This is a genomic window from Cupriavidus basilensis, from assembly GCF_000876015.1.
Lineage (GTDB): Bacteria > Pseudomonadota > Gammaproteobacteria > Burkholderiales > Burkholderiaceae > Cupriavidus > Cupriavidus basilensis_B.
On sequence record NZ_BBQM01000011.1, the window covers coordinates 1 to 21,217 of the forward strand.

The 21,217-nt window shown below is 59.8% G+C and carries 19 protein-coding genes and 2 pseudogenes; 11 read left to right on the top strand and 10 right to left on the bottom strand.

Annotated features, from left to right (window positions below; all coding sequences use genetic code 11):
- Positions 1-1,135 (bottom strand): annotated as a pseudogene (locus KF708C_RS06320) (hypothetical protein); the annotation flags it as partial.
- A 9-nt stretch (positions 1,136-1,144) separates the two neighbouring features.
- Entirely contained in the window at positions 1,145-2,560 is a 1,416-nt protein-coding gene (locus KF708C_RS06325; protein ID WP_059411220.1) for a hypothetical protein, read from the bottom strand.
- A gap of 604 nt (positions 2,561-3,164) precedes the next feature.
- Here KF708C_RS06325 and KF708C_RS06330 point away from each other — a divergent pair.
- Positions 3,165-3,386 carry a hypothetical protein gene (locus KF708C_RS06330; protein WP_059411222.1) on the top strand — a complete coding sequence of 74 codons (222 nt, stop codon included), beginning with the start codon at positions 3,165-3,167 and terminating at the stop codon, positions 3,384-3,386.
- A 129-nt stretch (positions 3,387-3,515) separates the two neighbouring features.
- Here KF708C_RS06330 and KF708C_RS34385 read toward each other — a convergent pair whose 3' ends face one another.
- Positions 3,516-3,914 (bottom strand): hypothetical protein, encoded by a 399-nt coding sequence (locus KF708C_RS34385; RefSeq protein ID WP_082079468.1) that lies wholly within the window; start codon positions 3,912-3,914, stop codon positions 3,516-3,518.
- A 561-nt stretch (positions 3,915-4,475) separates the two neighbouring features.
- Between KF708C_RS34385 and KF708C_RS06335 the strand changes: the two genes are divergently transcribed.
- From KF708C_RS06335 to KF708C_RS36625, 4 genes and pseudogenes are all read left to right on the top strand, one after another.
- Positions 4,476-5,198 (top strand): hypothetical protein, encoded by a 723-nt coding sequence (locus KF708C_RS06335; protein ID WP_059411223.1) that lies wholly within the window; start codon positions 4,476-4,478, stop codon positions 5,196-5,198.
- Between the two features lie 3 nt (positions 5,199-5,201).
- On the top strand, positions 5,202-5,348 hold the full coding sequence (locus tag KF708C_RS36615; protein WP_231586398.1) for a hypothetical protein: 147 nt from the start codon (positions 5,202-5,204) through the stop codon (positions 5,346-5,348).
- A pseudogene (locus KF708C_RS36620) lies at positions 5,297-5,704 on the top strand (SIR2 family NAD-dependent protein deacylase); the annotation flags it as partial. The gene KF708C_RS36615 and the pseudogene KF708C_RS36620, both read left to right, overlap by 52 nt.
- Before the next feature lie 45 nt (positions 5,705-5,749).
- Positions 5,750-6,019 carry a hypothetical protein gene (locus tag KF708C_RS36625; protein WP_231586399.1) on the top strand — a complete coding sequence of 90 codons (270 nt, stop codon included), beginning with the start codon at positions 5,750-5,752 and terminating at the stop codon, positions 6,017-6,019.
- Positions 6,020-6,083: 64 nt separating this feature from the next.
- Here KF708C_RS36625 and KF708C_RS06340 read toward each other — a convergent pair whose 3' ends face one another.
- Positions 6,084-7,229 carry a tyrosine-type recombinase/integrase gene (locus KF708C_RS06340; RefSeq protein WP_059411225.1) on the bottom strand — a complete coding sequence of 382 codons (1,146 nt, stop codon included), beginning with the start codon at positions 7,227-7,229 and terminating at the stop codon, positions 6,084-6,086.
- Positions 7,230-8,365: 1,136 nt separating this feature from the next.
- Between KF708C_RS06340 and KF708C_RS06345 the strand changes: the two genes are divergently transcribed.
- Positions 8,366-9,859 (top strand): phage/plasmid primase, P4 family, encoded by a 1,494-nt coding sequence (locus KF708C_RS06345; protein ID WP_059411227.1) that lies wholly within the window; start codon positions 8,366-8,368, stop codon positions 9,857-9,859.
- Positions 9,856-10,557: a DNA primase family protein gene (locus KF708C_RS36870; RefSeq protein WP_059411229.1), complete on the top strand. Its 702-nt coding sequence runs from the start codon at positions 9,856-9,858 to the stop codon at positions 10,555-10,557. The genes KF708C_RS06345 and KF708C_RS36870 overlap by 4 nt, the downstream gene beginning before the upstream one ends.
- Positions 10,558-10,894: 337 nt before the next feature.
- Here the strand turns inward: KF708C_RS36870 and KF708C_RS35495 are convergent, their stop codons facing one another.
- A complete protein-coding gene (locus KF708C_RS35495) occupies positions 10,895-11,509 on the bottom strand; it encodes a hypothetical protein (protein WP_156173747.1) in 615 nt (204 codons plus the stop codon).
- A gap of 379 nt (positions 11,510-11,888) precedes the next feature.
- On the opposite strand from KF708C_RS35495, the gene KF708C_RS35500 reads away from it, so the two are divergent.
- The 4 genes from KF708C_RS35500 (at position 11,889) to KF708C_RS06360 (ending at position 14,402) form a co-directional block, all read left to right on the top strand.
- A complete protein-coding gene (locus KF708C_RS35500; RefSeq protein WP_370552795.1) occupies positions 11,889-12,170 on the top strand; it encodes a hypothetical protein in 282 nt (93 codons plus the stop codon).
- A 182-nt stretch (positions 12,171-12,352) separates the two neighbouring features.
- Entirely contained in the window at positions 12,353-13,237 is an 885-nt protein-coding gene (locus tag KF708C_RS35505) for a hypothetical protein (protein WP_156173749.1), read from the top strand.
- Complete coding sequence (locus KF708C_RS35510) at positions 13,234-13,710, top strand: hypothetical protein (protein ID WP_156173750.1); 477 nt, start codon at positions 13,234-13,236, stop codon at positions 13,708-13,710. Before KF708C_RS35505 ends, KF708C_RS35510 begins: the two co-directional genes overlap by 4 nt.
- Before the next feature lie 491 nt (positions 13,711-14,201).
- Positions 14,202-14,402, top strand: coding sequence for a hypothetical protein (locus KF708C_RS06360; RefSeq protein WP_043366939.1), 201 nt, complete (start codon positions 14,202-14,204; stop codon positions 14,400-14,402).
- 194 nt (positions 14,403-14,596) lie between these two features.
- Here KF708C_RS06360 and KF708C_RS06365 read toward each other — a convergent pair whose 3' ends face one another.
- The 5 genes from KF708C_RS06365 to KF708C_RS06385 all read right to left on the bottom strand — a co-directional run bounded on the left by KF708C_RS06365 (position 14,597) and on the right by KF708C_RS06385 (position 21,145).
- The gene (locus tag KF708C_RS06365) at positions 14,597-16,084 is read right to left on the bottom strand and encodes an N-acyl-D-amino-acid deacylase family protein (RefSeq protein ID WP_197090320.1); all 1,488 of its coding nucleotides are present in this window, start codon (positions 16,082-16,084) and stop codon (positions 14,597-14,599) included.
- A 5-nt stretch (positions 16,085-16,089) separates the two neighbouring features.
- The gene (locus KF708C_RS06370) at positions 16,090-17,067 is read right to left on the bottom strand and encodes a Bug family tripartite tricarboxylate transporter substrate binding protein (RefSeq protein ID WP_059411232.1); all 978 of its coding nucleotides are present in this window, start codon (positions 17,065-17,067) and stop codon (positions 16,090-16,092) included.
- A 64-nt stretch (positions 17,068-17,131) separates the two neighbouring features.
- Positions 17,132-18,067: an N-carbamoyl-D-amino-acid hydrolase gene (locus KF708C_RS06375; RefSeq protein ID WP_059411233.1), complete on the bottom strand. Its 936-nt coding sequence runs from the start codon at positions 18,065-18,067 to the stop codon at positions 17,132-17,134.
- A gap of 245 nt (positions 18,068-18,312) precedes the next feature.
- Positions 18,313-19,221: a LysR family transcriptional regulator gene (locus KF708C_RS06380; protein ID WP_059411234.1), complete on the bottom strand. Its 909-nt coding sequence runs from the start codon at positions 19,219-19,221 to the stop codon at positions 18,313-18,315.
- Between the two features lie 355 nt (positions 19,222-19,576).
- The gene (locus KF708C_RS06385) at positions 19,577-21,145 is read right to left on the bottom strand and encodes a methyl-accepting chemotaxis protein (protein WP_059411235.1); all 1,569 of its coding nucleotides are present in this window, start codon (positions 21,143-21,145) and stop codon (positions 19,577-19,579) included.
- Positions 21,146-21,217: the final 72 nt, after the last annotated feature.

The window sequence follows — 21,217 nt, forward strand, 5'->3', positions numbered from 1 at the left end:
CCGTGCTGCTGCTATCGAGGCCGGTGTGTGCCTTGATATCCGGCAGCGATGAAGCAAGCGATACGGCCTCTGACGCGGAAGACGCAGGAGCTTCCTGCACAGCTTCCTCCACGACGTTCAGCCCATGCACATCCTTATAGATATCAATGGCAACCTGGCTACCTCCGATTATCTCGTGAATCAGGGCGCGGATGCCATAGACAGTGGAAAGCCCGAACAGCTCGCGTCCAAAGAACTTCGATATGATTTTCTCGCGCGCTTCGTCGCTGTTGCACAGTGACTCATCGCCGATCAGATCGACGATCTTGTCGTAGTGATCAGACAGGAAGTACAGGGAGTTGAATCCAATGCCGGAGACGTTCTTCTGGATGAAGTCGGAATCGACAGTGTGGTCATCGAACGACAGCTCGATTGCGGCGCGATACTGGGCAATGCCAACGACGTCGATTTGGTCGATCAGCTCGCTGACGAAATCCAGCAGCCTGATCTCCTCATCGCAATTGACATCGAGCTTTTCGAGCGTTGTCACAAGGTAGTTGTCGACATCGTCTGCGGTCAGATTGACCTGTGGATTCCGGCGCATGAAGTCATATGTCAGCCGCAAGATCAGCAGGTTCTTCGGAATCGATTTGAAACGGCGCTTGTTGGCCTCGATGTTGAGTGCCCAGGTGTTGAAGCCTGTGTTGTTTTCAACGTGCTGCAGCCGGTGATGGAGTCTGTCGACGGCGTGTTCAAGGAAATCCCGGGTTTCGATGATGTAGTCGTTCATCGTCCCGAGATTGTTGCGAATGACAGCGATGGCTTGTGCGTTGATCAGCTTCTGCTGCTGAAGCTGCTGCAGGTAGTGCCATGCGAACCGTTGAATCTTCAGGATGTCCAGCTGGTTCAACGCTTGGTTCTCGCTGGTCTTGCCGCTGATGGCACTGGCCAGGCGTTTGAAGAACCCTGCATCGGCCTGACGAGCAAGCCGCTCCTGGCTCGTCGTCACCAGTCGCGACGCATCAAGTGCCAGTTGCTGGGTGAGGGCGGCATTTGCCTTGTGCTTGCTGACCAGTGCGTTGACGGCCTCGAGTTCCGCCTGCTCCATCGGTGCACTAAAGATCTGCTGTTGTTCAGCTACGGATGCTTCGTTCATTGTCCCGTCTCAGAGATTGTTGATCTTTTGCTTCAGGCGCGCGCTCTGCACCTGCATGGTCTTGACTTGATGTGTGAAATGCCGCTCGGACAGATAAAGTCCCCTGTGGAAATCCGCGTAGTATTCTTGGGAGAACTGCAGGTACTTCAAGGTGTCGTGCACGGCAATGCCATTGCTGGCAACCTGTTCCGAGGCAGCAAGTGTGAGCCTGAAGGTTTTCTCGACGTGGTTGTCGAGTGCGATGCTCATGGCGAGCGAAGTAATCATGCTGCCCACCATACTCCCGATCAATGCCCCTATCGGCCCCCCCAGCGCGCCGATCGATCCACCGACAGCGGACCCGACTACAGCGGCACCAGTCTGAAAGACGTTTTTGCCCGTACGGGTTTCCAGTTCCGCAACGGTCATCTTGCCCGCGGCAACCATGACGAGACATTGAACGAGATCCACCGCGCAGATCGCGGCGCCCGCAACAGTGCCGCCGACAAGACTGCTTTGGAATGCCGAGCCCGCGAAGAGTTCGGGGAACGAGCGTGCCACCATGCTGGCGCTCGCCGTTGCTGTACCTGCCTTCAGTGCGCTGTCGGCGGCGGCAATTGCCGTATCGCGCAGGATGCGCGTGGCGGCCTGCTCCGCAGTGACCTCACCATTCTTGACTTGCCGAATGCACTGGAAGGCGTTGATGCAGCCTGCGGTCACGGCGGTGATAACCGCCGCAGAACCTGCTGCCCGCAGGCTTTGCTGGACTGTGGCCTTGTTCAGGTAGCCCTTCTGCATTTTCTCGTGCGACGCCTTGCCTGATTTGGTACCGCCACCAATTTGCTCGGCTTCGCCTTTGCTCAGGAATGTGGATTGAACACCGTCCACATCGAGTTGTCCTGCCGTGTTGTCCCGCACTTTCTCGGCCGCCTGCGATACGTTAGGACGTGTCTCTTTGTTTTTCAGTATGGCTTTCTGCGCGGAAGCCTGAATACCGTCGATCTGATCGGATGGCCCTAGGAACACATCGCTGTGCTCATAGCGATGCACACCATCCTTGCTGGACCGGAATGCCTTTTGCGTGGCATCGGCGTCCTTGAAATATTTCAACTGCGCCCCAAGCGCCTGCTTGCCGTCTTTCATGACGACGATGTCGTGCATGGGGTCGTTGCGGGGAATGGGTGTTTTGGCGAACCCGTCAGTGAAAGCGCGTACATCCTTGTCTTTCAGGATGGCGTCCAGGTTGAAGGATTCGGCGTGAAAGGTTTCGGCAGCAAAGCCCCCCTTGATGGCGTTGTTTTGCGCAGTTGCTGAAATACTGCCAATGATGGAATTTGCTTGGTTGATTTCACCAAGCATCTGGCCAATTTTCTCTGTGGCCTGGGCCGGCCAGATCTGACATGCGCTGATAGACTCCGTTACTGCCTTTTTGCGATCATTGTTCAATGCGAGCTCCTGACTGGGATGTCACCAAGATTCCTGCGCAGTGCCGCTAGCGGTGACGGCTCACGCGCCTTGGCTTCGTCATCATCAACATGGATCTGGACAAGACATGTCCAGTTGACGGCCGAGCATGGCGACCGGGTGCGGTATCAATACATTCGCAAGCGACAACATCAGTACCGTCCTTGCTCACCTGCGATGCTTGACACATCATGGCGTCGCGGCCGCAGCGCGACCACTAGGCGGTCTCGGAGGTCTCGTGTCTGTGTCATCGAGGTAGGTGTGCATGTGTCCACGTGGACACCTAGCTTCTGACGTTCAGCCCCTCATTGGAAGGACGTCCATAAATGATGGCTTACGTTATTTTCGAGGACCGGGCTCATGTTTCGTCAGGAGATCAGCACTGTGCACATATATCGTTGAGCAGGGCCAACCTCTATACCCCTCATTGGAGGGGCTGATTAGCGGCGCCTTGCTTCCCCATTTGTTCGACAACGCTATCCCGCGATCTCCGATGCAGCGCCCTGGGCGTCCATTCCTTCGGCAGTAGCGCGACGAAGCTGGTGTAGCCGTTGTGCCGGTTGGCGAAGGGTAGGAAGCTGCCCGGATGGCTACCTCAACCGATACCCCTATTTCCCTGCTGTCTCCGGAGCAGGAACAGGCCCTTGCGGAGATTGTGAGCGAACACTTCGGCTCTGCTCTTTCCTACGTTGAGTTTTTAGACCAGCTGCATCTACTGTGCGAGGACATCGCCGGATTCGAAGCGGGGAACCTCGCCGACACCGTGGCGCGGCGAATCTGGAATGACTACAGTAGGCGGGCGCAGTAGCGTCTGGTGTGTGCCGCTATTTGCGGCGTTGGCTCCGTGCCGGATGCTTGGATCGCAGCAGGTCAGTGAACTGCTGGACGAAGCTGATCACGAGCGCCCTCTCGTCGTCCTCCAGGCCTTTCAGGGCATCTAATCGGTGTCTTGCCGCAATTGCTCGACCAATTCTTCCACCAGGTAGCGCCTATGGGGCGCAAGGCTCTGGATCTTCTGTGCTAGTGCGAGCGCATCCGGTCCCAGCTTTTCCGCCTTCCGATTTTCCCTTCCCTGAGCAGCCGGCGGCGGCCCGTATTGAAGCCAGTGCTCAGTTACCTTGAGCCATTCCGCCAAGACGGCGAGCTTGTCACGGGTAGGGATGGAGCGTCCGGACAACCATTTGTGCGTTGTCTGGGTCGATACGGGAGACCCTGAGCGATAGCGCAGATTGAACTGCAGCGCTAGATCCGTAGGGCTGGAAACGTCCTCTCCCGCACGGCGTAACGCCAATCGTAGACGGTCAGAGAAGGCCTGCTTGTCGGCATCGGTGAGCATAACAACATTCTGTAGGCCCATACGCTGGCGGCGATCAACCGCACGGGCTAATAATATCTCAATTCATTCTCCTGATGGGTAGTGACGACCACGGCAATGGACCGGCAGTGGATGCCCCGCCCACGGTTTTGCTCAACGATGGTTCCGGGACGTTCGCGAACGTTGTCCCGACGACGTTGCCTTCCGTGCCCGGCACTGCTGCGCTGGATGCCGTCCTGTTGGGCCGCAAGCTGTATCTGCTGCGCACGAGCGATCAGGGCGCGAACTCCTATGCCACTCGCATGTTCAGCGAGTCGACCTCAGCACCAACGCATCGGACATCGTGGTCAACGAGTAGCCCACTGTCGCTACGCCGTGGATCGAATGGATGCTCCCGTATGCGAAGGACGGGGTGACGAAGCTCGTATCGGACAACGCGAACAATCCGATGACGTACACCATTCCTTAACGAGACGACGCGCCGCCATCCGTGCGGTGCTCGGCCGTTTTCAGCGCTCGATTCGCAGTGCCCAGCCCTTCCGAATTCCCGGACGATGAAGGGCTGGCGTACTAACAAAGGGGATGACCGTGTTCGACAATCACAATTACAAGGACGACGATGGCCCAATTGCGAGCTTGATGCGACTTGCTTGGGCAACTTGGTTTCTCGCCGTCGTCTTCCTCGTTCCCATCATTCTCTGGCAGCGAAGAGCAAACGGAACCAAACAGATGAGCGTCGCCACGACGGAGCAGGAGACGAAGTTTTGGATCGTGCATCGGTGGACCTCCGCCATGATGCTGTACGGCGTGATTATGTTGTACTGCTGGTTTGCACGAGTGCTGTTTTTCGGCCCATCAGATCACCACCTCGTGTTCTACCTATCGGCCGCGACTAATGTCTTCGGCACGCTCCATGCGATCTTCATGGACCGCACGATACTCACCGAGATGGAAACGCTGACGCTTGTGCAGACCAACTTCCTCTACGTGATCGGCCTGAGCATGTTCGGGGTTGTCTGGTGTAAGTTCTATGGTACGGTGACTAGTCGAGGCGAGTGGCTTCCCCCGGCGGCAGAGCGAGCCCGCGAGCAGGTGGAGCATGATCGGTTGGAAAAGCCATTCCACGAGATCACTAAGAAAATGATCGCTCACGAGGACGCAAAACCCTCGTTTGCTGACGGCTTCGAGGACTTGCCGCAGGAAGAGCAACAGCGACAACTGGAACAGTGGCAGACGGAGTTTGATGCCATCAAGCGCGAGCGAAGCGCTATGCCCCGGTATGTCAGTAAATGGGCGAGGAGATAAGTCGTGGAAGACGCGAAAATCAGGCTCGCAGCGCAATGGATACGTGATGCAGGCGCACTCATCATCACGGCGGGCGCAGGCATTGGGGTTGATCCGGGTTGCCGGATTTTCGCGGTCCGGATGGCTTCTGGCGGGTATATCCAGCGCTGAAACATGATGGGATCGGGTTCTACGATATAGCTACGCCTGAGGCATTCCGTTCTCGGCCAGAGCAGGCATGGGGCTTCTACGGGCAACGACTCAAGCTCTATCGGAGAACAGCCCCCCATGCCGGATTCGGCATCCTGAGGGACTTGGCAACGTCGATGCGAGACGGCTACCGCGTCTTCACTAGCAACGTGGACGGGCACTTTCAACGCGCGGGCTTCGAAGCCGGATGCGTGCACGAATGCCATGGTTCAATCCACATGCTGCAATGCCTGGATGGCTGCAGTGGGCAAGTGTGGCTAGTGGAGGACTTCTGGCCGGTGGTGAGCAACGAACGTTGCTTGCTCAGGAATGCCCCGCCAAGGTGTCCAGCTTGTGGGGCACTAGCACGCCCACATATCCTAATGTTCGATGACGACACGTGGGTCCACGGCCCGACAAGCGAAGACCGGGATCGGCTTGATGCGTGGTGCAAGGAACGGGAAGGGATTCTCGTCATCGAAATCGGTGCTGGTGAAGCCATACCGACTGTCCGGAGGTTTGGTGAGCGTGTAGGGCATCGGATGATCCGAATCAACCAGGAAGATGAGTCGGCCAGCGATGCGCGTCGAATCGTGCTGCGCGGTGGCGCACTGAATGTGCTCACCGCACTGGCAGAGGCTGTGCGGGCCTGACAGCAAGGGACGGAGTTTTCCGGATTTACGCACCTTGCTAAAAGATCCAATCACAACTATTTCCCTACGCCGCAGATAGCATCGTATCGATCAGGGTCGCGGCCTTCCTGCTGGCCTGATTGGGGCTCAGGTGTGCATACCGCTGCGTCATTTTCGGATCGCTGTGGCCGAGGAGGACAGATACCTCGTAGAGGCTGACGCCCGGGCGCACGAGCTTGCTGGCGTAGGTGTGTCGCAGGGTGTGCAGAGTGACACGACCGCCTCGTTCCTTTACCACCATCGGAGCATTCAGTCCGGCTCGGTCAATGGCCTTCTTGATCGACTTGCTGCTATAGCCGCGCTCGTGACCGTTGCGATCCTCGAAGACGTACCGTTGATCGTGACGACGCGTGCTGTACCTCCGTTCCATGATTTCCCGTAGGCGGGTGGTCATGTGCAGTACATCCTCGTTCCGAACCTTGCTGCGGTACAGGCTGATGGTGCTGGCTGCCATATCGATGGCGGACCACGGGATGTTGGCGACCTCCGAGTACCGGCATCCCGTATCGAGCAAAAACACCGTCAGGTCGTAGTTGTCTTGCACGTTGCGCCGCATCTCAGATGTTCGCTCCTCAATCGACTTTAAACCCGTTCTGACGGCGTTGGGATCGAGCTCGCGCAGTAACGCGGCTTCCTCGTTGGAATCGAGATACCGAAGCCTATAAGCGGTTTTAAGCGCGGGATATACGATGTCTTTATTCGCCTTGTAGCCAAGCTTCGCCATCTCGTTCATGGTCGCACGAATCAGGCCAATCTCATGCTTGATGGTGGCAGGCTTATCACCCTCCGACTTGCGTCGTGCGACGAGCTGGTCGATGTCGCGGGTCTGAAGCGTGTGCAGCGGCGTGCTCGGGTCGAGGCCGTAGCAGGGGAGCTTTTCCTTGGTCCGGGGATGGAGCTTGTAGCCCAATGTCTTCCGAACGCCCGAGCACATGCCCGGGTAATAGGCGGTGTCCTTGCGCGCTTCCAGATATCTCTCAAGGGCGTCCTTGAGCGTGATGGTCTCTGCTTCTCCGAGGAATGCCTCGCCGTGGGCTCGATTGCGCATCTCGCGTTCGACCTGCGCTGCCCTCGTCTTGTTCGGTGTGCCGGTCGTGCCGAAGAATTTCTTACCGTTGATCTGGAATTGGTAGTACCAGTTCTTGCTGTTGTTGCGTCGTAGTAGGGTCATGAGGTGTCCTTGTTAAATATCGATATGGACACCTTCCGGTCAACCGCGCGGGTGGATCAACAGCTTCCCTCGTCCCAGCACGAAGAATATTTCAATCGCTTTCCGAGCTATTGGAGGGCCCTTCAGGAGGCTACAAATCTGAGGGGTTCGCGGCGCCCCCCTTCCTTTGTAAAAGGCGCTGCTGCCGTGCCTCGCGCGCTGGAGGGCTGTGCGCGGTGCTGCCGCCTGCCGTGGCGATCGGGAGCGACGACGATGTTTACATAGTCTTGCTACGGCTTAACGGGGAAACGGGCAATTTTGTATAGTAAGCGTTCTTTACGAGTAGCAAGCACATGAATTTGCGGGCCGAGCGGTCTGCGATTTCCCACCCTGCGGGCGACGGTAGTGTGATCGCCACGGATACAGCGTCTTGAGCTGTCCGTTCCGGGATATTCGGATGCAATGGGACGACCTCGAACTGAAGCACCGTCCATTGGGGACGGTGCCTGATCGATGGTGTCCGCCCATACATTGCGCTTCATCGTGCAACGCCATCGATCCTTTCTCACGAGGAATAATGATGGTGAATTCGCAATTTCCCCCTGCTACCACGCCCCGCCAGCTGACACCCTGCCGTTCAGACCACGCAGCCGACTACTGTTCGTCCGAGTTTTGTCCGCGCTTTAACATGGATGCTGCCTGTCTCAACGAGGGCGAGGAACTGTTGTCGCCGGCACCGAAGTACATCCTGCCTTGCCGTTACTGCGGCTCGCCTCAAAAAGTCTGCGAAGTTTTCCTGGACTCCGACAACCCGATTGAGTGCTCGCACTGTCACCGTGACATGGGCCTGTCCGAGCTTGCCCATCGCTTGCCACATGAGTTTGCATCCCAATGGGAACCCATTGCAGATTGCGATCATCGGCATGAACGAGCCCAAGCCACCGCGACAAGCTGGCACGAATCCGTGGTCTGGTTTGTGAGCCGCGAGAGGAAGCCGTTCGCTAACAGCTAGTGCGGCGGCAGGGATGGCACTAGTCCCGGGCTAAACACAGCTCCCGTCGTCAACCTTCATTTTCTCTGTCAGGCAGCGTATCTCCGCTTTGGTGGCGGCTGGGTCAACTCGCGCTCGCGCCTGCCTGACCCTTTTACGAATTTCTATGCAGAACAACAAATACACTTGCCTCGCCGTCCGCGGTTTCTCTGTCTTCCCAGTCGTCGTCGATGGCAAGAAGCCTGCGACATCGAATGGCTTCAAGGACGCTTCGCGGGATGAAGCGCAACTCGCCCAATGGAGCGAGACGCATGCGCATTGCAACGTCGGCATTGCCACCGGGAAGCCGTCCGGCATCTGGGTATTGGACATCGACATCAAGAACAACAACGTGGGCATCAAGTCTCTGGGCAAGCTCCAGAAAGCCCATGGAGAATTGCCAGAGACCTTGACGGTTGAAACCCCATCGGGTGGCTTTCACTTCTATTTTCGCTACCCGGACGACATCGATATTAAGAGTCGTGTTGCGATGGTTGATGGCATTGACGTGCGGGCAGCAAAGGGCTACGTCGTTGCGCCGCCGTCGAAAATCGATGGCAATCAGTATGTGTGGCTCGACGCGGATATTCCAATTGCTGATGCACCTGATTGGCTCGTCAAGCTTGTGGCCAGCCCCTCGCCGAGTAATCGGCACGTGACGCGCCCTGGCGAGAAGATTGAAAAGGGTGGCCGCAACGATTTCTTGATGCGCGCCGCGTTCAAGTTCGTCAAGCAAGGGAATGCGGCCGAGCGGTTGCCGGACCACCTTCAACACCTCAATCAGAATCAGTGCGAGCCGCCTTTGCCACAAACAGAGGTCGATGAAATCGCCGCGAATGTGACTCGCCTGCACATCGAAAGTGATCATGAGGAGGTGCGTTTTACGGACCTCGGCAACGCGCGTCGGTTGAGCGGATTGTTGGGCGACAAACTGCGTTATTTTTCGCCTGAAAAACAGTGGTTTCAACTGACCACAGAGAAATACTGGCGGAGGGTGGATGAGCTTATTGTCGCACGTGGTGCGCGCACGATGATTGAGGAGATGCACGCGGAAGTGGCAAGGCTGGGCGATGGCCCCTACAAGCTCGCCATGAAGAAGCACGCCATTCGCTCCGAGAGCGCGAAAGCTATTAACGACGCCATCACGCTGTTCCGTTCGGAACCCGATATCCTCGTGGAGGTCTCGGCATTGGATCAGGGCGAGTGGCTGTTCCCTGTGGAGAACGGCATCGTGAATCTGAGGGATGGTAGCTTCTTGCCGGCCGACTCGAGTCTCATGATTACTCAGACTGCTGGCGCTCGCTTTGATGCCGACGCAACTTGCCCAATATGGGAGGCATTCATCGACCAGATCATGGGAGGTGACAAAGAGCTTGTAGCCTACCTCAGGCGCGCGGTTGGCTACTCCTTGACGACGACTACGCGCGAGCACGCGATGTTCTTCGTCTACGGCACCGGCGCGAACGGGAAGTCCACATTCCTGAATATCTTGCGCGCGTTGTTCGGGGAACTGGGAGCGCAGGCGTTAGGTGATCTTCTTCTGGAGCGTTTTAAGGGGGAAGTACGGGCGGCCCGAGTAGCGATCTGGCTCGTCTTCGCGGCAAACGTCTCGTCGCCATGAGTGAGGTGGAGGATGGTCAGCACTTCAGTGATAAGACCGTGAAGTCGTACACCGGGGGTGACGCAATCACCGCCCGCCACCTGTATAAGGATACCTTCGAGTTCGTGCCTCGCTTCAAGATTTGGCTGGCCAGCAATTACAAGCCCACTGTGAAGGGTACGGACACCGGCGTTTGGCGGCGCATGAAGCTGATCCCCTTCACCGTCACCGTGCCCGCCGATCAGCGCGATAAGCACCTTGAAGAGAAATTGCGCGCGGAACTGCCCGGAATTCTCAATTGGGCGTTGGCGGGATGCATTGAGTGGCAGAGCGTTGGCCTTAACGATCCGATGGTGATCGCCGATGCCGTGCAGGAGTATCGCGACGATATGGATGTCGTGGGAACTTGGCTGCGGGACCACTGCATCTTCGATCCCGATGCCGAAATGCGCTTCGACACTGCATATAAGTTCTTCAAGGCATGGAGCGAAGAGAACTACAACTTCGCCTACTCGAAGAAGCGCTTTGGTCAGCATCTCGGTGCTACGTCGGGACTCACTGCAATTAGCAAGCCTCAGCGCTTCTACAAGGGTGTGCGGTTGAACGGCGATGTCATCCTCGATGAGCATACGGAGAAATTCCTGCGCTTTAGCCCATCGGTTGATTCGCTGTGGCCCAAGCGCCAGCGAGCCGGCGATGATTGCCCAGACTCCGTGTAACTGGTCAATAGGGGTGCCGACTACTGCAATCGGCACCCCATGTTCGGCCGGCGCCCGCCTTCTACACGGTTTGATGATCCACACCAAAAAATACAAACTCTCCTCGCTTATCTTCTTCTCTTCCATCATTTTTTAAAAAACAATGGGAATTATTTAATCATCTAATACGCCTGGAATTTCAATAAAAAAATGCTTGGAGGCGCGAACGCGACGGGGGAGCGGGGGCTGCTCCCGTCGCCGGGCCTATTTAAGCTAACGATCTAACTCGGAAACTCCTGTTGAATCAAGGAGATACTGGAGGGGTGGGTGATGGTGACGTGAAAACTGTCACTGTTGCTCATTGGACTTCGCGCTGGCCGCCGTCGTGTTGGCCGTGGATGCTTCGCTCACGCCGCCCATTCGAGCGCCAGTTGCCACTCAGAAACGGTCGAATGCGTACGTACTCCAGCACTTTCAGAGCGTGGTCAAGTTCTTCTAGCTCCGTCAACGTCGTTACTGGGTCAAACACTTCCGTGGTGGCGAATGTGTTGCCCTTCCTGTCCGCAGGATATCGATGGCGTTGGTCCAATGTCGAATGGAACTTCTCTTGGTCTTGCGGGAAGAGGTCAAGGTTCAAGCTGACGCGGAAGTGGGAAGGGAGTTCGAAGGAGAATATCAACTGGGGATAAAGGCGACGATATTCAGAGAAGAGTTTGCTCAGATCGTGAGTCTGGGGAATCGAGCGCTCAGAAACGGCGCCAATTGCGCCTTTCAAGAACAGTTCAACTCCCTGGCGAGCCAAGTGCAATATAACTCGGCTGGAAGAGTACTGGGAACTAAAATCGCCACCCAACATGCTCGTGCACAAGCATCGACTCGCTTCAAGAAACGCGCGTGAGAGCCAGAATGAACGGTCCCAAACGGGCAGGTTAGCAAGTTCTTCGGAAAACGACGGATCGGAATCCTCTTTCATAAACCTCTCTCCAGCGTGGGATTGTGCGTACTACAGTATGCTAGCTCGCGAAGCCGCAGGTGGCGTGGACTCGGACGGGATGGTGTGGCTCAAAATCTGAGCAAAAACAATAGGTTAGATGGTGTTTGTACTGCGGTGACGCGAGGACTGTCACTGTTGCTCGGCGATCCGTCGCTGGGTCAGGCTAAAAGTGCTCAATGCGCCATGAGTTGTCTGTCTTGAAGATTCGCTGGACAGTAGGGGCTCCAATGACATCAGGAGCCCCGATCATGACCAATCCCAAGGCAGTCGCAAGCCCGAAGGCTAAAGAGACCGGCGCTGACAAGGCAGAGTTGGTGGGCAGGCGAAGCCGGCAGCGGTTGCTGTGGCGGCTGGCGCTATTGCACTGCATCGGGAAGGCCAGGCCCGGGAGGGCAATGAGGGCAGTAATGCGGACGCTGAGTGGTCGCGGATGGTTGCCGCCAAGCGGGATGCTGAAGCAAAAGCTGCGCCGACCAAAATGATGGTTGCGGTGGAAATCTACAAGCGGATGGTTGCTGTGAAGGGCATCACTCGCAAGGACATCATTCAGAAGTTCATTGACGAAGTGAAGCTGACGAAAGCCGGCGCGAGTACCTACTATCAGCTGATTAAGGCGAAGCAAGCTCCGCCGAAGAAGTGAGGCGATGATGTCCTGGCCTAAATGACTCCGTGTGGAGTCATTTTTTTTTGACTCCAATGAGCAGGCGGTCTTCCCAGAGTTACGTCCACCCACGCTAGTCCTCTCCGATGTGGGGTTGCAATGGATGGCCTCATGCTGCACTCTAGCGAGTGACGGGCAAACAAGACAACGGACAGAACAGGATGCAAAGAGGTCGTTATTATCTGGGGAGAGTGATCAAACTCGGTACGTTAGATCAATCTCGCTTGATGGATGCCATATCAAACGCGGGAACAATTATGGTCGGGAAGGCAAGGTGGACCATTACTAGCGTTGTGGATCGGCGTGCGGACAGCTTGCCATTTGTCTTTGGCAGGCTTTCGAAATACTCTGACGAGGGGCACGTAACTGTTGTGGATACATCCACTAAGTCTGAAGTGGATGCAATTGCACCGAATCTGCTTATTGCAAGCGCAAGCTTCGTATATCTGCCTGAGTATTCTGGGATTGCTTACGTGCATGTGTGGAATCATATCGAGGCGGATACGTTCGCTAGGCGCTTTAAGGCCGTGATCGAAGCAACCTACGATAATTTCTTCGTGGGATGTTCAATTGAGGCTGTATCGGATTATCGTGCCTTTGGCATCAAATTACAGTCGCTAGACCGAATTCGGCAAATCTCAGCTCGTGTTCATCCTCCCAATCCGTTGTTTGGGCGTTTGTGGGGATCATTGAATCGTTACATTGAAGAGCGAAATGCTTCCGAAGTAACGGTGAAAGAGTCGCAAGAGGGCATGAAGGGTCTTGCCACTGATATTGCCAAACTGGTATCAAGGATCCTTGAGAACCGGGAGTATGAACCTGAGAAGGACGTTGCCATCGGTGACGCGGCAATCCTCATGGCAGCGGATGGTTATGGATCTGGCCGCGTGGTTGGGGACCAGCATGGTGAAGAGGTTGTGATCAGAACCTCGGATACACAGAAGGCCTTCCTGTTTTCAAAGGACCCAGTGCCTGAGGACTTGGCTGCGGAGGCGGAGATCCACTTCCGACGAACAAGCATGGAAAGAGATATGAGGCATCCATGAAGCAGACAGTCGAGTTCGCGAGGTTTTTCCTAATCGGGCCAGAAATGCTAATTGTGGTAACTGGGCTCTTGCTCAGAGTTATTTTTCCCATCCAGATTGACTCCCTTTTGCACGGGATTCAGGTGTCTGATGATCAGCTTAAGTGGCTCGTTGCAGTTCCCGCGGCACTTTTTGCTTGGTCATTAACCTCTGGGAGGAAGCTTATTTTTCCAGAAAAAGATAAGGAGGGCGTACTTCAGCAGTGGCCAGAATACTGGAGGCTACGTCTTGGCTTCCACGTTGCCTTGCTTTGGGGTTTTATATTTCTTATGGTATCTATGGCAGCATGGGCGGGAGATTGGAAAAATCCATCGGTAACGCATGCCATACTGTTAGCTGTTTCGATCACTGGCTCCGGGCTTTTTTCACTCAGCCTCTATAATGCGCAAACTCGAGTAGAGGAGGCGGTTTCTCAATACAAGATCCGACGTTAAACAGTTGCGCCGTTGTGGTCTCAATTCGCCGGTCTATGCCAATAGCTTTTCTTGCATCTGGGTGGGGGCGGAACTGGCATCGCGTCAAAACGCACAGATTTGGTGGGGGAAATGAACAGGCGCGAGAATTTGCGTCTGAAACCCGCATGAACAGTGGGTTTGGTCAAGCCGTTGCGGCTTGGGAAGCTAAGGTAATGGCCATTATACGACGCCCGCTAAGGCATGACAGGCGCGGATTCTAGCATAACTCGCGCATGGGAAGCATCGGCGCGACCTGTGCCGTTGGCCTGTGAGCCGATGGTGCCGGCGTCGGGCCCGGCGTCATGTACCTTGATGCCATCGGCGTCTTGCGCCGGTCGGCTTGTCCGCCTCGGCAATGGCCTGATCCGGATGCGAATATTCCCTGCCTCGGCGTCACGATTCCTTACAGTCGGCGCGCGCTCGGGCCGGTATTCTCCGCATCAAGCATACCTTCGAGAATAGACACCATCATGAAATCCCTTCTTGCCTTGTTCATTGCCTGCGGTGCCCTGCTCAGCGGCTGCGTGGTGGCGCCGTATGACGACCACGGCGGCGGTCAGGGCAACGGCGGCTGCCCTCCCGGACAGGCGAAGAAGGGGAATTGCCGCGTGGATCAGTACGGCAACGAATCGTTCTGCCCGCCCGGGCAAGCGAAGAAGGGCCGCTGCTGACGCGGGTATCCGGGCGCGCCGGACCAAGGCACGTCACGCCGCCTGGGCGCGCCATGCGCCGCCTGGCGTGGTGAGTAGCGCCCGGGCCGGCCAATGCGCGGATCGCGCAGTTTCCACGATCCAGCCGGAAAAGATGACCAGGCCATAAACAGATACAGCAGACACAGCGAAGATACGGCGGAAATGGCCGCCGCTCAGGCTCGCGCGCTGTCCTCCCGGTCGGCGTCAGTTGACGCCACCAGGATCTGTCCCGGCAGTTCGCCGGTCGCGCATTCCCCGTTCCATACGCATTTCCCGTTCACCCACACGCCGACGATGCCTTCGCTGGCCTGCACGGGCGCGTCGAAGGTCGCGCGGTCGGTCACTGTCTGCGGATCGAATACGACGAGGTCGGCGTACATGCCGGGGCGCAGCAAGCCGCGATCCGACAGGCGGTAGTACCGTGCCGCCAGCCCGGTCATCTTGTGAACCGCCGTCTCCAGCGGCAGCAGGCCGCGTTCGCGCACCTGGCTGGCCAGTACCCGCGTGAAGGTGCCCCATTGGCGTGGATGCGGGTGCTTGTCGAAGGGCAGGCCATCGGATCCCACCATGCATCGCGGATCGGCCAGGATGCGGTCGACGTCTTCTTCGCTCATCAGGAAATAGATCGCGCCGGCCGGAGCAAGGCGCGCCAGCATCTGCTGGTCGTCGAGGCCCAGCTCGCGCTGGAGGTCATCGAAGTCGCGGCCCTGCGCGCCGGGGTAGCCGTCCGACCATGTGATCATCGTGCGCCGGGCCAGGCGCACGCGATCGAGCCGCAGCATCGTGGAGGTGGCGGGATACGGGTGGCAGTCCAGGCATACCGGCTGGAGCGCCGCGGCCTGGCCAATGCGGGCAAGCGTTGCCGCCGAGCGCCCGTGATTGCGTTCGCCGGCCAGCTTGTGGTGGGAGAACACGACGCGGCTGCCAAGCGACTGGCCGATCGCCAGGGCTTCTTCAATCGCAGCATCGATGTGGTCTGCCTCGTCGCGCAGGTGCGTGGCATAGATGCCGCCGCGCTTGCGCAGCGGGGCGCCGACGTCGATGATTTCCTGCGTCGACGCGTGCGTGGCGGGCGGATAGAACGTGCCGGTCGAGAGGCCGAAAGCGCCTGCGTCCAGTGCTTCGGACAACAGTTCGCGCATTTGCGCGCGTTCCTGCGGCAAGGCGGGCCGGTCGAGATCGTCCATCACCGCCACGCGCAGCGTGGTGTGGCCCACCAGCGGTATCACGTTCACGGCCGCGGGCTGCGCGCGCAGGGCGGCGAGCCAGTCCGCGAATTTCGGGAAACGGAACAGCTCTCGCGGTCCAAGCAGGTCCAGCGGCTGCGGCAGCCGTGGCCTTGCCGGAGAGGGCGCCAGGCTGATGCCGCAATTTCCCGTGACCACGGTGGTAATCCCCTGCGATACCTTGGGGACCATGTCCGGATGCGCGATCAGGTAGCCGTCGTCGTGCGTGTGCGAGTCGATGAAGCCCGGGGCGACCGCCATGCCGGCGATGTCCAGCACCGGCGCGTCGGCATGCAGCGTGCCGGGCGCGCCAATCGCGGCGATGCGCTCGCCTTCGATCAGGAGGTCGGCCGCGCGTGGCGGGGAGCCGCTGCCGTCGATCAGCATGCCTGCGCGCAGCAGCAGTCGTGTCGAAGCCGTGAGGGATTGCGGCATGTCCATCAATCCAGTTTCTCGATGTGTGCCTGTTCGATCAGCTGCCCCCAGCGCCTGGTTTCCTCGTCGATGACGTGCTGGAAATCGGCGGAACTGCCGCCGGCGGGAACCGCGCCCAGCTTGTTCAGGCCGTCGCGCACCGAATCCGTTTTCAGCGCGGCGTTTGCCGCCTGATTTATCTTGCTGACAATATCCGCGGGCGTGCCGCGTGGCGCGACGATGCCGCCCCACGCCACGGTCTGGTAGCCCTTCAGCCCGGCTTCGTCCAGCGTCGGCACATCGGGCAGGATCGGCAGCCGCCTGGGGCTGCTGACACCCAGCGCCCGCACCTTGCCGGCGGCGATCTGCGGGCCGACTTCCGAGGTATTGGCGAAGAGATAGTCGATGCGTCCGCCCAGCAAGTCCTGCAGTGCGGCAGGGCCGCCGTTGTAGGGCACGAACAGCACGTCGATTTTCGCCATTCGCTTGAAGAGCTCGCCGCCGAGGTGGCCGGTGGTGCCGATGCCCGGCGCGCCGAACGACAGGGTGCCCGGCGCCTTGCGCGCTGCCTCGATCAGCGCCGCCGCGCTCTGGAAGGGGGCGTCCTTGCGGACAATCAGCACGTTGTAGAGATCGAACGCGTGGACGACCGGCACCAGATCGCGATCCACATCGTAGGGCAGCTTCTTGAACAACGACCGATTCACCGCGAGCGTGTTGACGTTGCCGTAACCGACGGTATAGCCGTCGGCAGCCTTGTTCTTGATCTGCAGGATGCCGATGTTGCCGGCGGCGCCCGGGCGGTTCTCGATCACCACCGGCACGCCCAGGGTCTTGGTCATCTCATTGGTGACGATGCGGGACAGCACGTCCGGCGAGCCGCCCGCGGCGGAGGGGATCACAAAGGTCAGGGGTTTTTCGGGCCAGGCCGCCAGCAGGGGCGTGGACAGCAGCAGGCTCATGGCGACGACGGACAAGCGCGTCGAAAGGCGAAAGGAGGGCATTCGGCATCCTTGCGGAAAAGGTGGATGTGCGGGGCAACGGTGGAGAAATCGTCGTTCTTTCGAATCAGGGCAGCGGTTCGCCGGCACCGGTGCGCTCGGTGATCAGGCGATAGTGTTCTGGCCGGCGGTGCTTCGCGAAGTTGAATACGTGCCGACGGAAGTGCTCGCCCAGCGTCATGTCCGCCTGCACGCTGATCACTTCGTCGTCTTCGGTCAGGGCGCGCGCCACGATCTCGCCGGTGGGCGCAACGATGACCGAGTTGCCGATCATGTGGTGCCCGTCCTCGCTGCCGCATTTGGCCGCCGCCGCCACCCAGATGCCGTTCTGGTAGGCATTGGCTTGCAGCGAGATCAGGTGGGTGGAGGTCCGCAGGTGCGCCGGTTCGTTCCAGTGGATGTTCCGCGAGGGCGTGTTGTAGCCCAGCACCACCACTTCGGCGCTCTGCAGCGCCATCACGCGATAGGTTTCCGGCCAGCGGCGATCGTTGCAGATGCACATGCCGAACCGGGTGTCCTGCGTGTCGAACACGCGAAAGCCCAGGTCGCCCACTTCGAAGTACTTCTTTTCCAGATGCTGGAACGGTGCCTCGGGCTTGAGGTCGCTATGGCCTGGCAGATGGATCTTCCGGTATTTGCCGACGATGGCGCCGTCCGGCGCGACAAGGATCGACGTGTTGAAGGCGCGCTGGTCCGGTGTCAGTTCCGCATAGCCAAGGTAGAAGCCCATGCCGAGCTTCCTGGCCTCGTCGAAGAGTGGCTGCGTCGCCGGGCCGGGCATGCTGCGCTCGAAGAAACGTTCTTGTGCTTCGGCCTCCTCCATCCAGTAGCGGGGGAAGAAGGTGGTCAATGCCAGTTCCGGAAACACGACGAACGTCGCGCCGCGGCCGCGGGCGTCGCGCAGCATTTCCACGAGTCGGCGGACCACGGCGGCGCGGGTGTCGGCCAGGTGGACGGGGCCCATCTGTGCAACGGCCAGGCCAAGGGAACGCTTGGTGTCCATGTCGGCTTCAAGAAGAGTGGGAGAGGGTTGCCGGGACGGGCCTTCTTGCGGGGCCGCCGGCATGCAAACCATTATCCGAACGCGGAACGGGCGCGTCGAATGACGGTTTGTGCGTCAGCCTTAATCGCGGTTTAAGGCATTGCTTCGTGTTGGTGCCGCATGCGGGCGGCGCACGGCGCCGGTGCGGCTTGCACCATTTCGTGACGACGGGGTACAGGGCAGGGCAATGCGCCCAGGCGAGTGCCTTAGCCGGGGTCGGGGAGCGACAGGCCGTGCAGCGTCATGACCCCACGTATCACCCGAATGAGCGCTTCGGCAACTGGCGACAGCGATTCGGCGTGCGGGTACACCAGATCCGCGACGATGGGCGCCGCCTGTTCCACCGGCAGGATGCGGAAGCGCGCGCCGGGCCAACCGCGCAGCAGGAACTCGTCCACCAGCGCGATGCCGGCACCCGCATGCACCAGCGCGCAGGCCGTATGAGGCAAGCCGGCTTCGATCTCGATGCGTGGGGTCTCGCCTATCTCCGCGTACAGGTTGTCGATCCGCTGGCCGAAAGGGGTGTCGTGCGGATACGCGATCAACGGATAGGGCAGAAGGTCGGCGACACTCACCGACGAGCGCGCCGCCAGCGGGTGCGAGGGCGGGCAGATGCATACCAGCCGGCTCGCCGCCAGGGGCGAGGTGCGCAAACTGGGATGCTCCATCGGCAATGTGGAAATGCCCAGGTCGATCTGCCGGCCCAGCAACTGCTCCTTGAGCCGAGCGTGGGTCATGCAATGGAAATGGATGCGAACTTCCGGATTGCCGATGTGGAACTCGGCGATGGCCTGGGGCACCAGCATCTGCCCGACACTCGGGCTGGAGCCGATGCTGATCAGGCCGTGCCGGCGCTCGGCCAGTTCATGGACGAGATCGCCGATGCGTTCCACGCCCCGGTAGACGAGCTGCACCTCATGGTAGAGCCGCCGCGCTTCCGCGGTGGGATGCAGGCGGCCCTTGACCCGTTCAAAGAGCGGAAAGCCGAGCCGGCTCTCGGTGTACGACAGCATGCGGCTGACCGCCGGCACCGAGACATGCAGCAGCCGCGATGCGTCGCTGACGGACCCGGTGCTCATCACCGCGCGAAAGACCTCGATCTGCCGCAGGTTCATCGCCTGGCACCCGCCGCCGGGAGCAAGCCGGCGGGGAAAACCGCCTGAGTGAAAATCACGTTCATCGCCATGTCGGGCTTTGTCTGGACATTGTTCTCGACCCGGTCAGCCACGTCCATGCTGAACCGGCATGCGCCATGCCGACGAGCATCATACCGGCAACCCGCCGGCCTGCCCGGCCGCGCCGCCCTCACCCAACAGCGCCGCCACGACCGAGCGCGGACGCCGCCGGCGCGCGCCTGGAGGACATCGTTCTCCTGAACGCCCGCCCCGAAATCATGACCGGCCCCGACAACATGGCGGCCGCCCGCGTGGGCGGCGTGACCATCAACTTCGCATTCGCGCCAGATAACCTTCAGGCGCGCCCGCCGCCAACGCGGAACACCGCCACCGCCGCCGACAGCCTGTGCGCCTGCTCTTCCAGCGAGCCGGCCGCGGCGGCGGCCTGTTCGACCAGCGCGGCGTTCTGCTGCGTCACTTCGTCCATCTGCGCCACGGCGATGTTGACCTGATCGATGCCGCTGCTCTGCTCGGCGGAGGCGGCGGCGATCTCGTTCATGATGTCGCTGACGCGGGTGATGGCGCCGACGATCTCGGTCATGGTCGAGCCGGAGCGCTCGACCAGTTGCGCGCCGGCTTCGACGCGCGTGGTGGAGGCGCCGATCAGGCCCTTGATTTCCTTGGCCGCGCCGGCGCTGCGCTGCGCCAGCGAGCGGACTTCGCCGGCGACCACCGCGAAGCCGCGGCCCTGCTCGCCGGCGCGGGCGGCTTCGACCGCGGCGTTGAGGGCGAGGATGTTGGTCTGGAAGGCGATGCTTTCGATCACGCCGACGATGTCGCCGATCTGGCGCGAGTGCGTCACGATGTCCTGCATGGTGCCGACCACCTGCTGCGTGAGTTCGCCGCCCTGCGCGGCCAGCCCGGACGCGCCGTGCGCGAGCTGGCTGGCCTGGCGGGCGTTCTCGGCGGTCTGCTTCACGGTGGAGGTGAGCTCTTCCATGCTGGCGGCGGTCTGTTCGAGCGACGCGGCCTGTTCCTCGGTGCGCTGGGACAGGTCGGTGTTGCCCGCGGAGATCTCGCGCACGCCGACGTTGATCGACTCGCTGCCGCTGCGCACGGTGCCGACCGTGTCGATCAGCGATTCTTGCATCTTCTGCAGCGCCGCGCCGAGCTTGCCCATTTCGTTGTCGCTGGTGACGGCCACGCGCCCGGTCAGGTCGCCGGCGGCGATGCGCTGGAACTGCGCGATGGCGGCGTTGACCGGATCGACGATGGCGCGCATCAGCGCCGCGCGCCCGGCCCACGCCAGCAGCAGCGAGACGGCGAGGCCGGCGGCGACCGCGATGCTGACGGCCTTGAAGCGGCTTTGCGCCTGTTCATAGCGTTGCGCGCCGCGGTCGAGCTGGAGCTTTTCCAGCGCCAGCATGGATTTCTCGAAGGCGCCGTAGAGCGGCGGCAGCTTGTGGGCCTGCAGTTGCAGGAAGGCCTGCCGGTCGCCGCCCTTGAGCGCGGCCAGCGCCGGTTCCACGCCTTCGGCGAGGAACTTCGCGCGCTTTTCCTGCATGTCCTTGATCAGGCGCTGCTCTTCCTCGCCGCTGCCGGCCGAGGCGAGGTAGTGCGCCTGGCGCTCGTCGGCCGCCTTCAGGTACTGGCCGGACCGCGCGAGCACGGCGCTGGCGCCTTCCTGGTTGTTCAGCTCGGTGAGCGAGGCGTAGGTCGCCAGTGCCAGGCGCAGGCGCAGCAACTGGCCGGCGCTGCCTTCGAGGTCGGCCACGGCGGGCGTGTCGACGGTGTACATCTGCTTGAGCGATTCGTTGCCGGCGTGCATGGACAGCAGTCCCGCCGCGGCCCCGACCATCAGGGCAAAGCCGAACATGGCGACCATGAGGCTGAGATAGCCCCGGATGGACAGTTGCTTCAACATTGTCTTCCTCTCCTTGGATACAGCGTTCTTGTGTCCGCTGCCGCGCGGCACAAGGACCGCGGCACGGAAAAC

Coding starts and splice junctions, on each gene's coding strand:
- KF708C_RS06330 (WP_059411222.1), top strand. CDS start 3,165: ATGGCTACCTCAACCGATACCCCTATTTCCCTGCTGTCTCCGGAGCAG.
- KF708C_RS34385 (WP_082079468.1), bottom strand. CDS start 3,914: ATGCTCACCGATGCCGACAAGCAGGCCTTCTCTGACCGTCTACGATTG.
- KF708C_RS06335 (WP_059411223.1), top strand. CDS start 4,476: ATGACCGTGTTCGACAATCACAATTACAAGGACGACGATGGCCCAATT.
- KF708C_RS36625 (WP_231586399.1), top strand. CDS start 5,750: ATGTTCGATGACGACACGTGGGTCCACGGCCCGACAAGCGAAGACCGG.
- KF708C_RS06340 (WP_059411225.1), bottom strand. CDS start 7,229: ATGACCCTACTACGACGCAACAACAGCAAGAACTGGTACTACCAATTC.
- KF708C_RS06345 (WP_059411227.1), top strand. CDS start 8,366: ATGCAGAACAACAAATACACTTGCCTCGCCGTCCGCGGTTTCTCTGTC.
- KF708C_RS36870 (WP_059411229.1), top strand. CDS start 9,856: ATGAGTGAGGTGGAGGATGGTCAGCACTTCAGTGATAAGACCGTGAAG.
- KF708C_RS35495 (WP_156173747.1), bottom strand. CDS start 11,509: ATGAAAGAGGATTCCGATCCGTCGTTTTCCGAAGAACTTGCTAACCTG.
- KF708C_RS35505 (WP_156173749.1), top strand. CDS start 12,353: ATGCAAAGAGGTCGTTATTATCTGGGGAGAGTGATCAAACTCGGTACG.
- KF708C_RS35510 (WP_156173750.1), top strand. CDS start 13,234: ATGAAGCAGACAGTCGAGTTCGCGAGGTTTTTCCTAATCGGGCCAGAA.
- KF708C_RS06360 (WP_043366939.1), top strand. CDS start 14,202: ATGAAATCCCTTCTTGCCTTGTTCATTGCCTGCGGTGCCCTGCTCAGC.
- KF708C_RS06365 (WP_197090320.1), bottom strand. CDS start 16,084: ATGCCGCAATCCCTCACGGCTTCGACACGACTGCTGCTGCGCGCAGGC.
- KF708C_RS06370 (WP_059411232.1), bottom strand. CDS start 17,067: ATGCCCTCCTTTCGCCTTTCGACGCGCTTGTCCGTCGTCGCCATGAGC.
- KF708C_RS06375 (WP_059411233.1), bottom strand. CDS start 18,067: ATGGACACCAAGCGTTCCCTTGGCCTGGCCGTTGCACAGATGGGCCCC.
- KF708C_RS06380 (WP_059411234.1), bottom strand. CDS start 19,221: ATGAACCTGCGGCAGATCGAGGTCTTTCGCGCGGTGATGAGCACCGGG.
- KF708C_RS06385 (WP_059411235.1), bottom strand. CDS start 21,145: ATGTTGAAGCAACTGTCCATCCGGGGCTATCTCAGCCTCATGGTCGCC.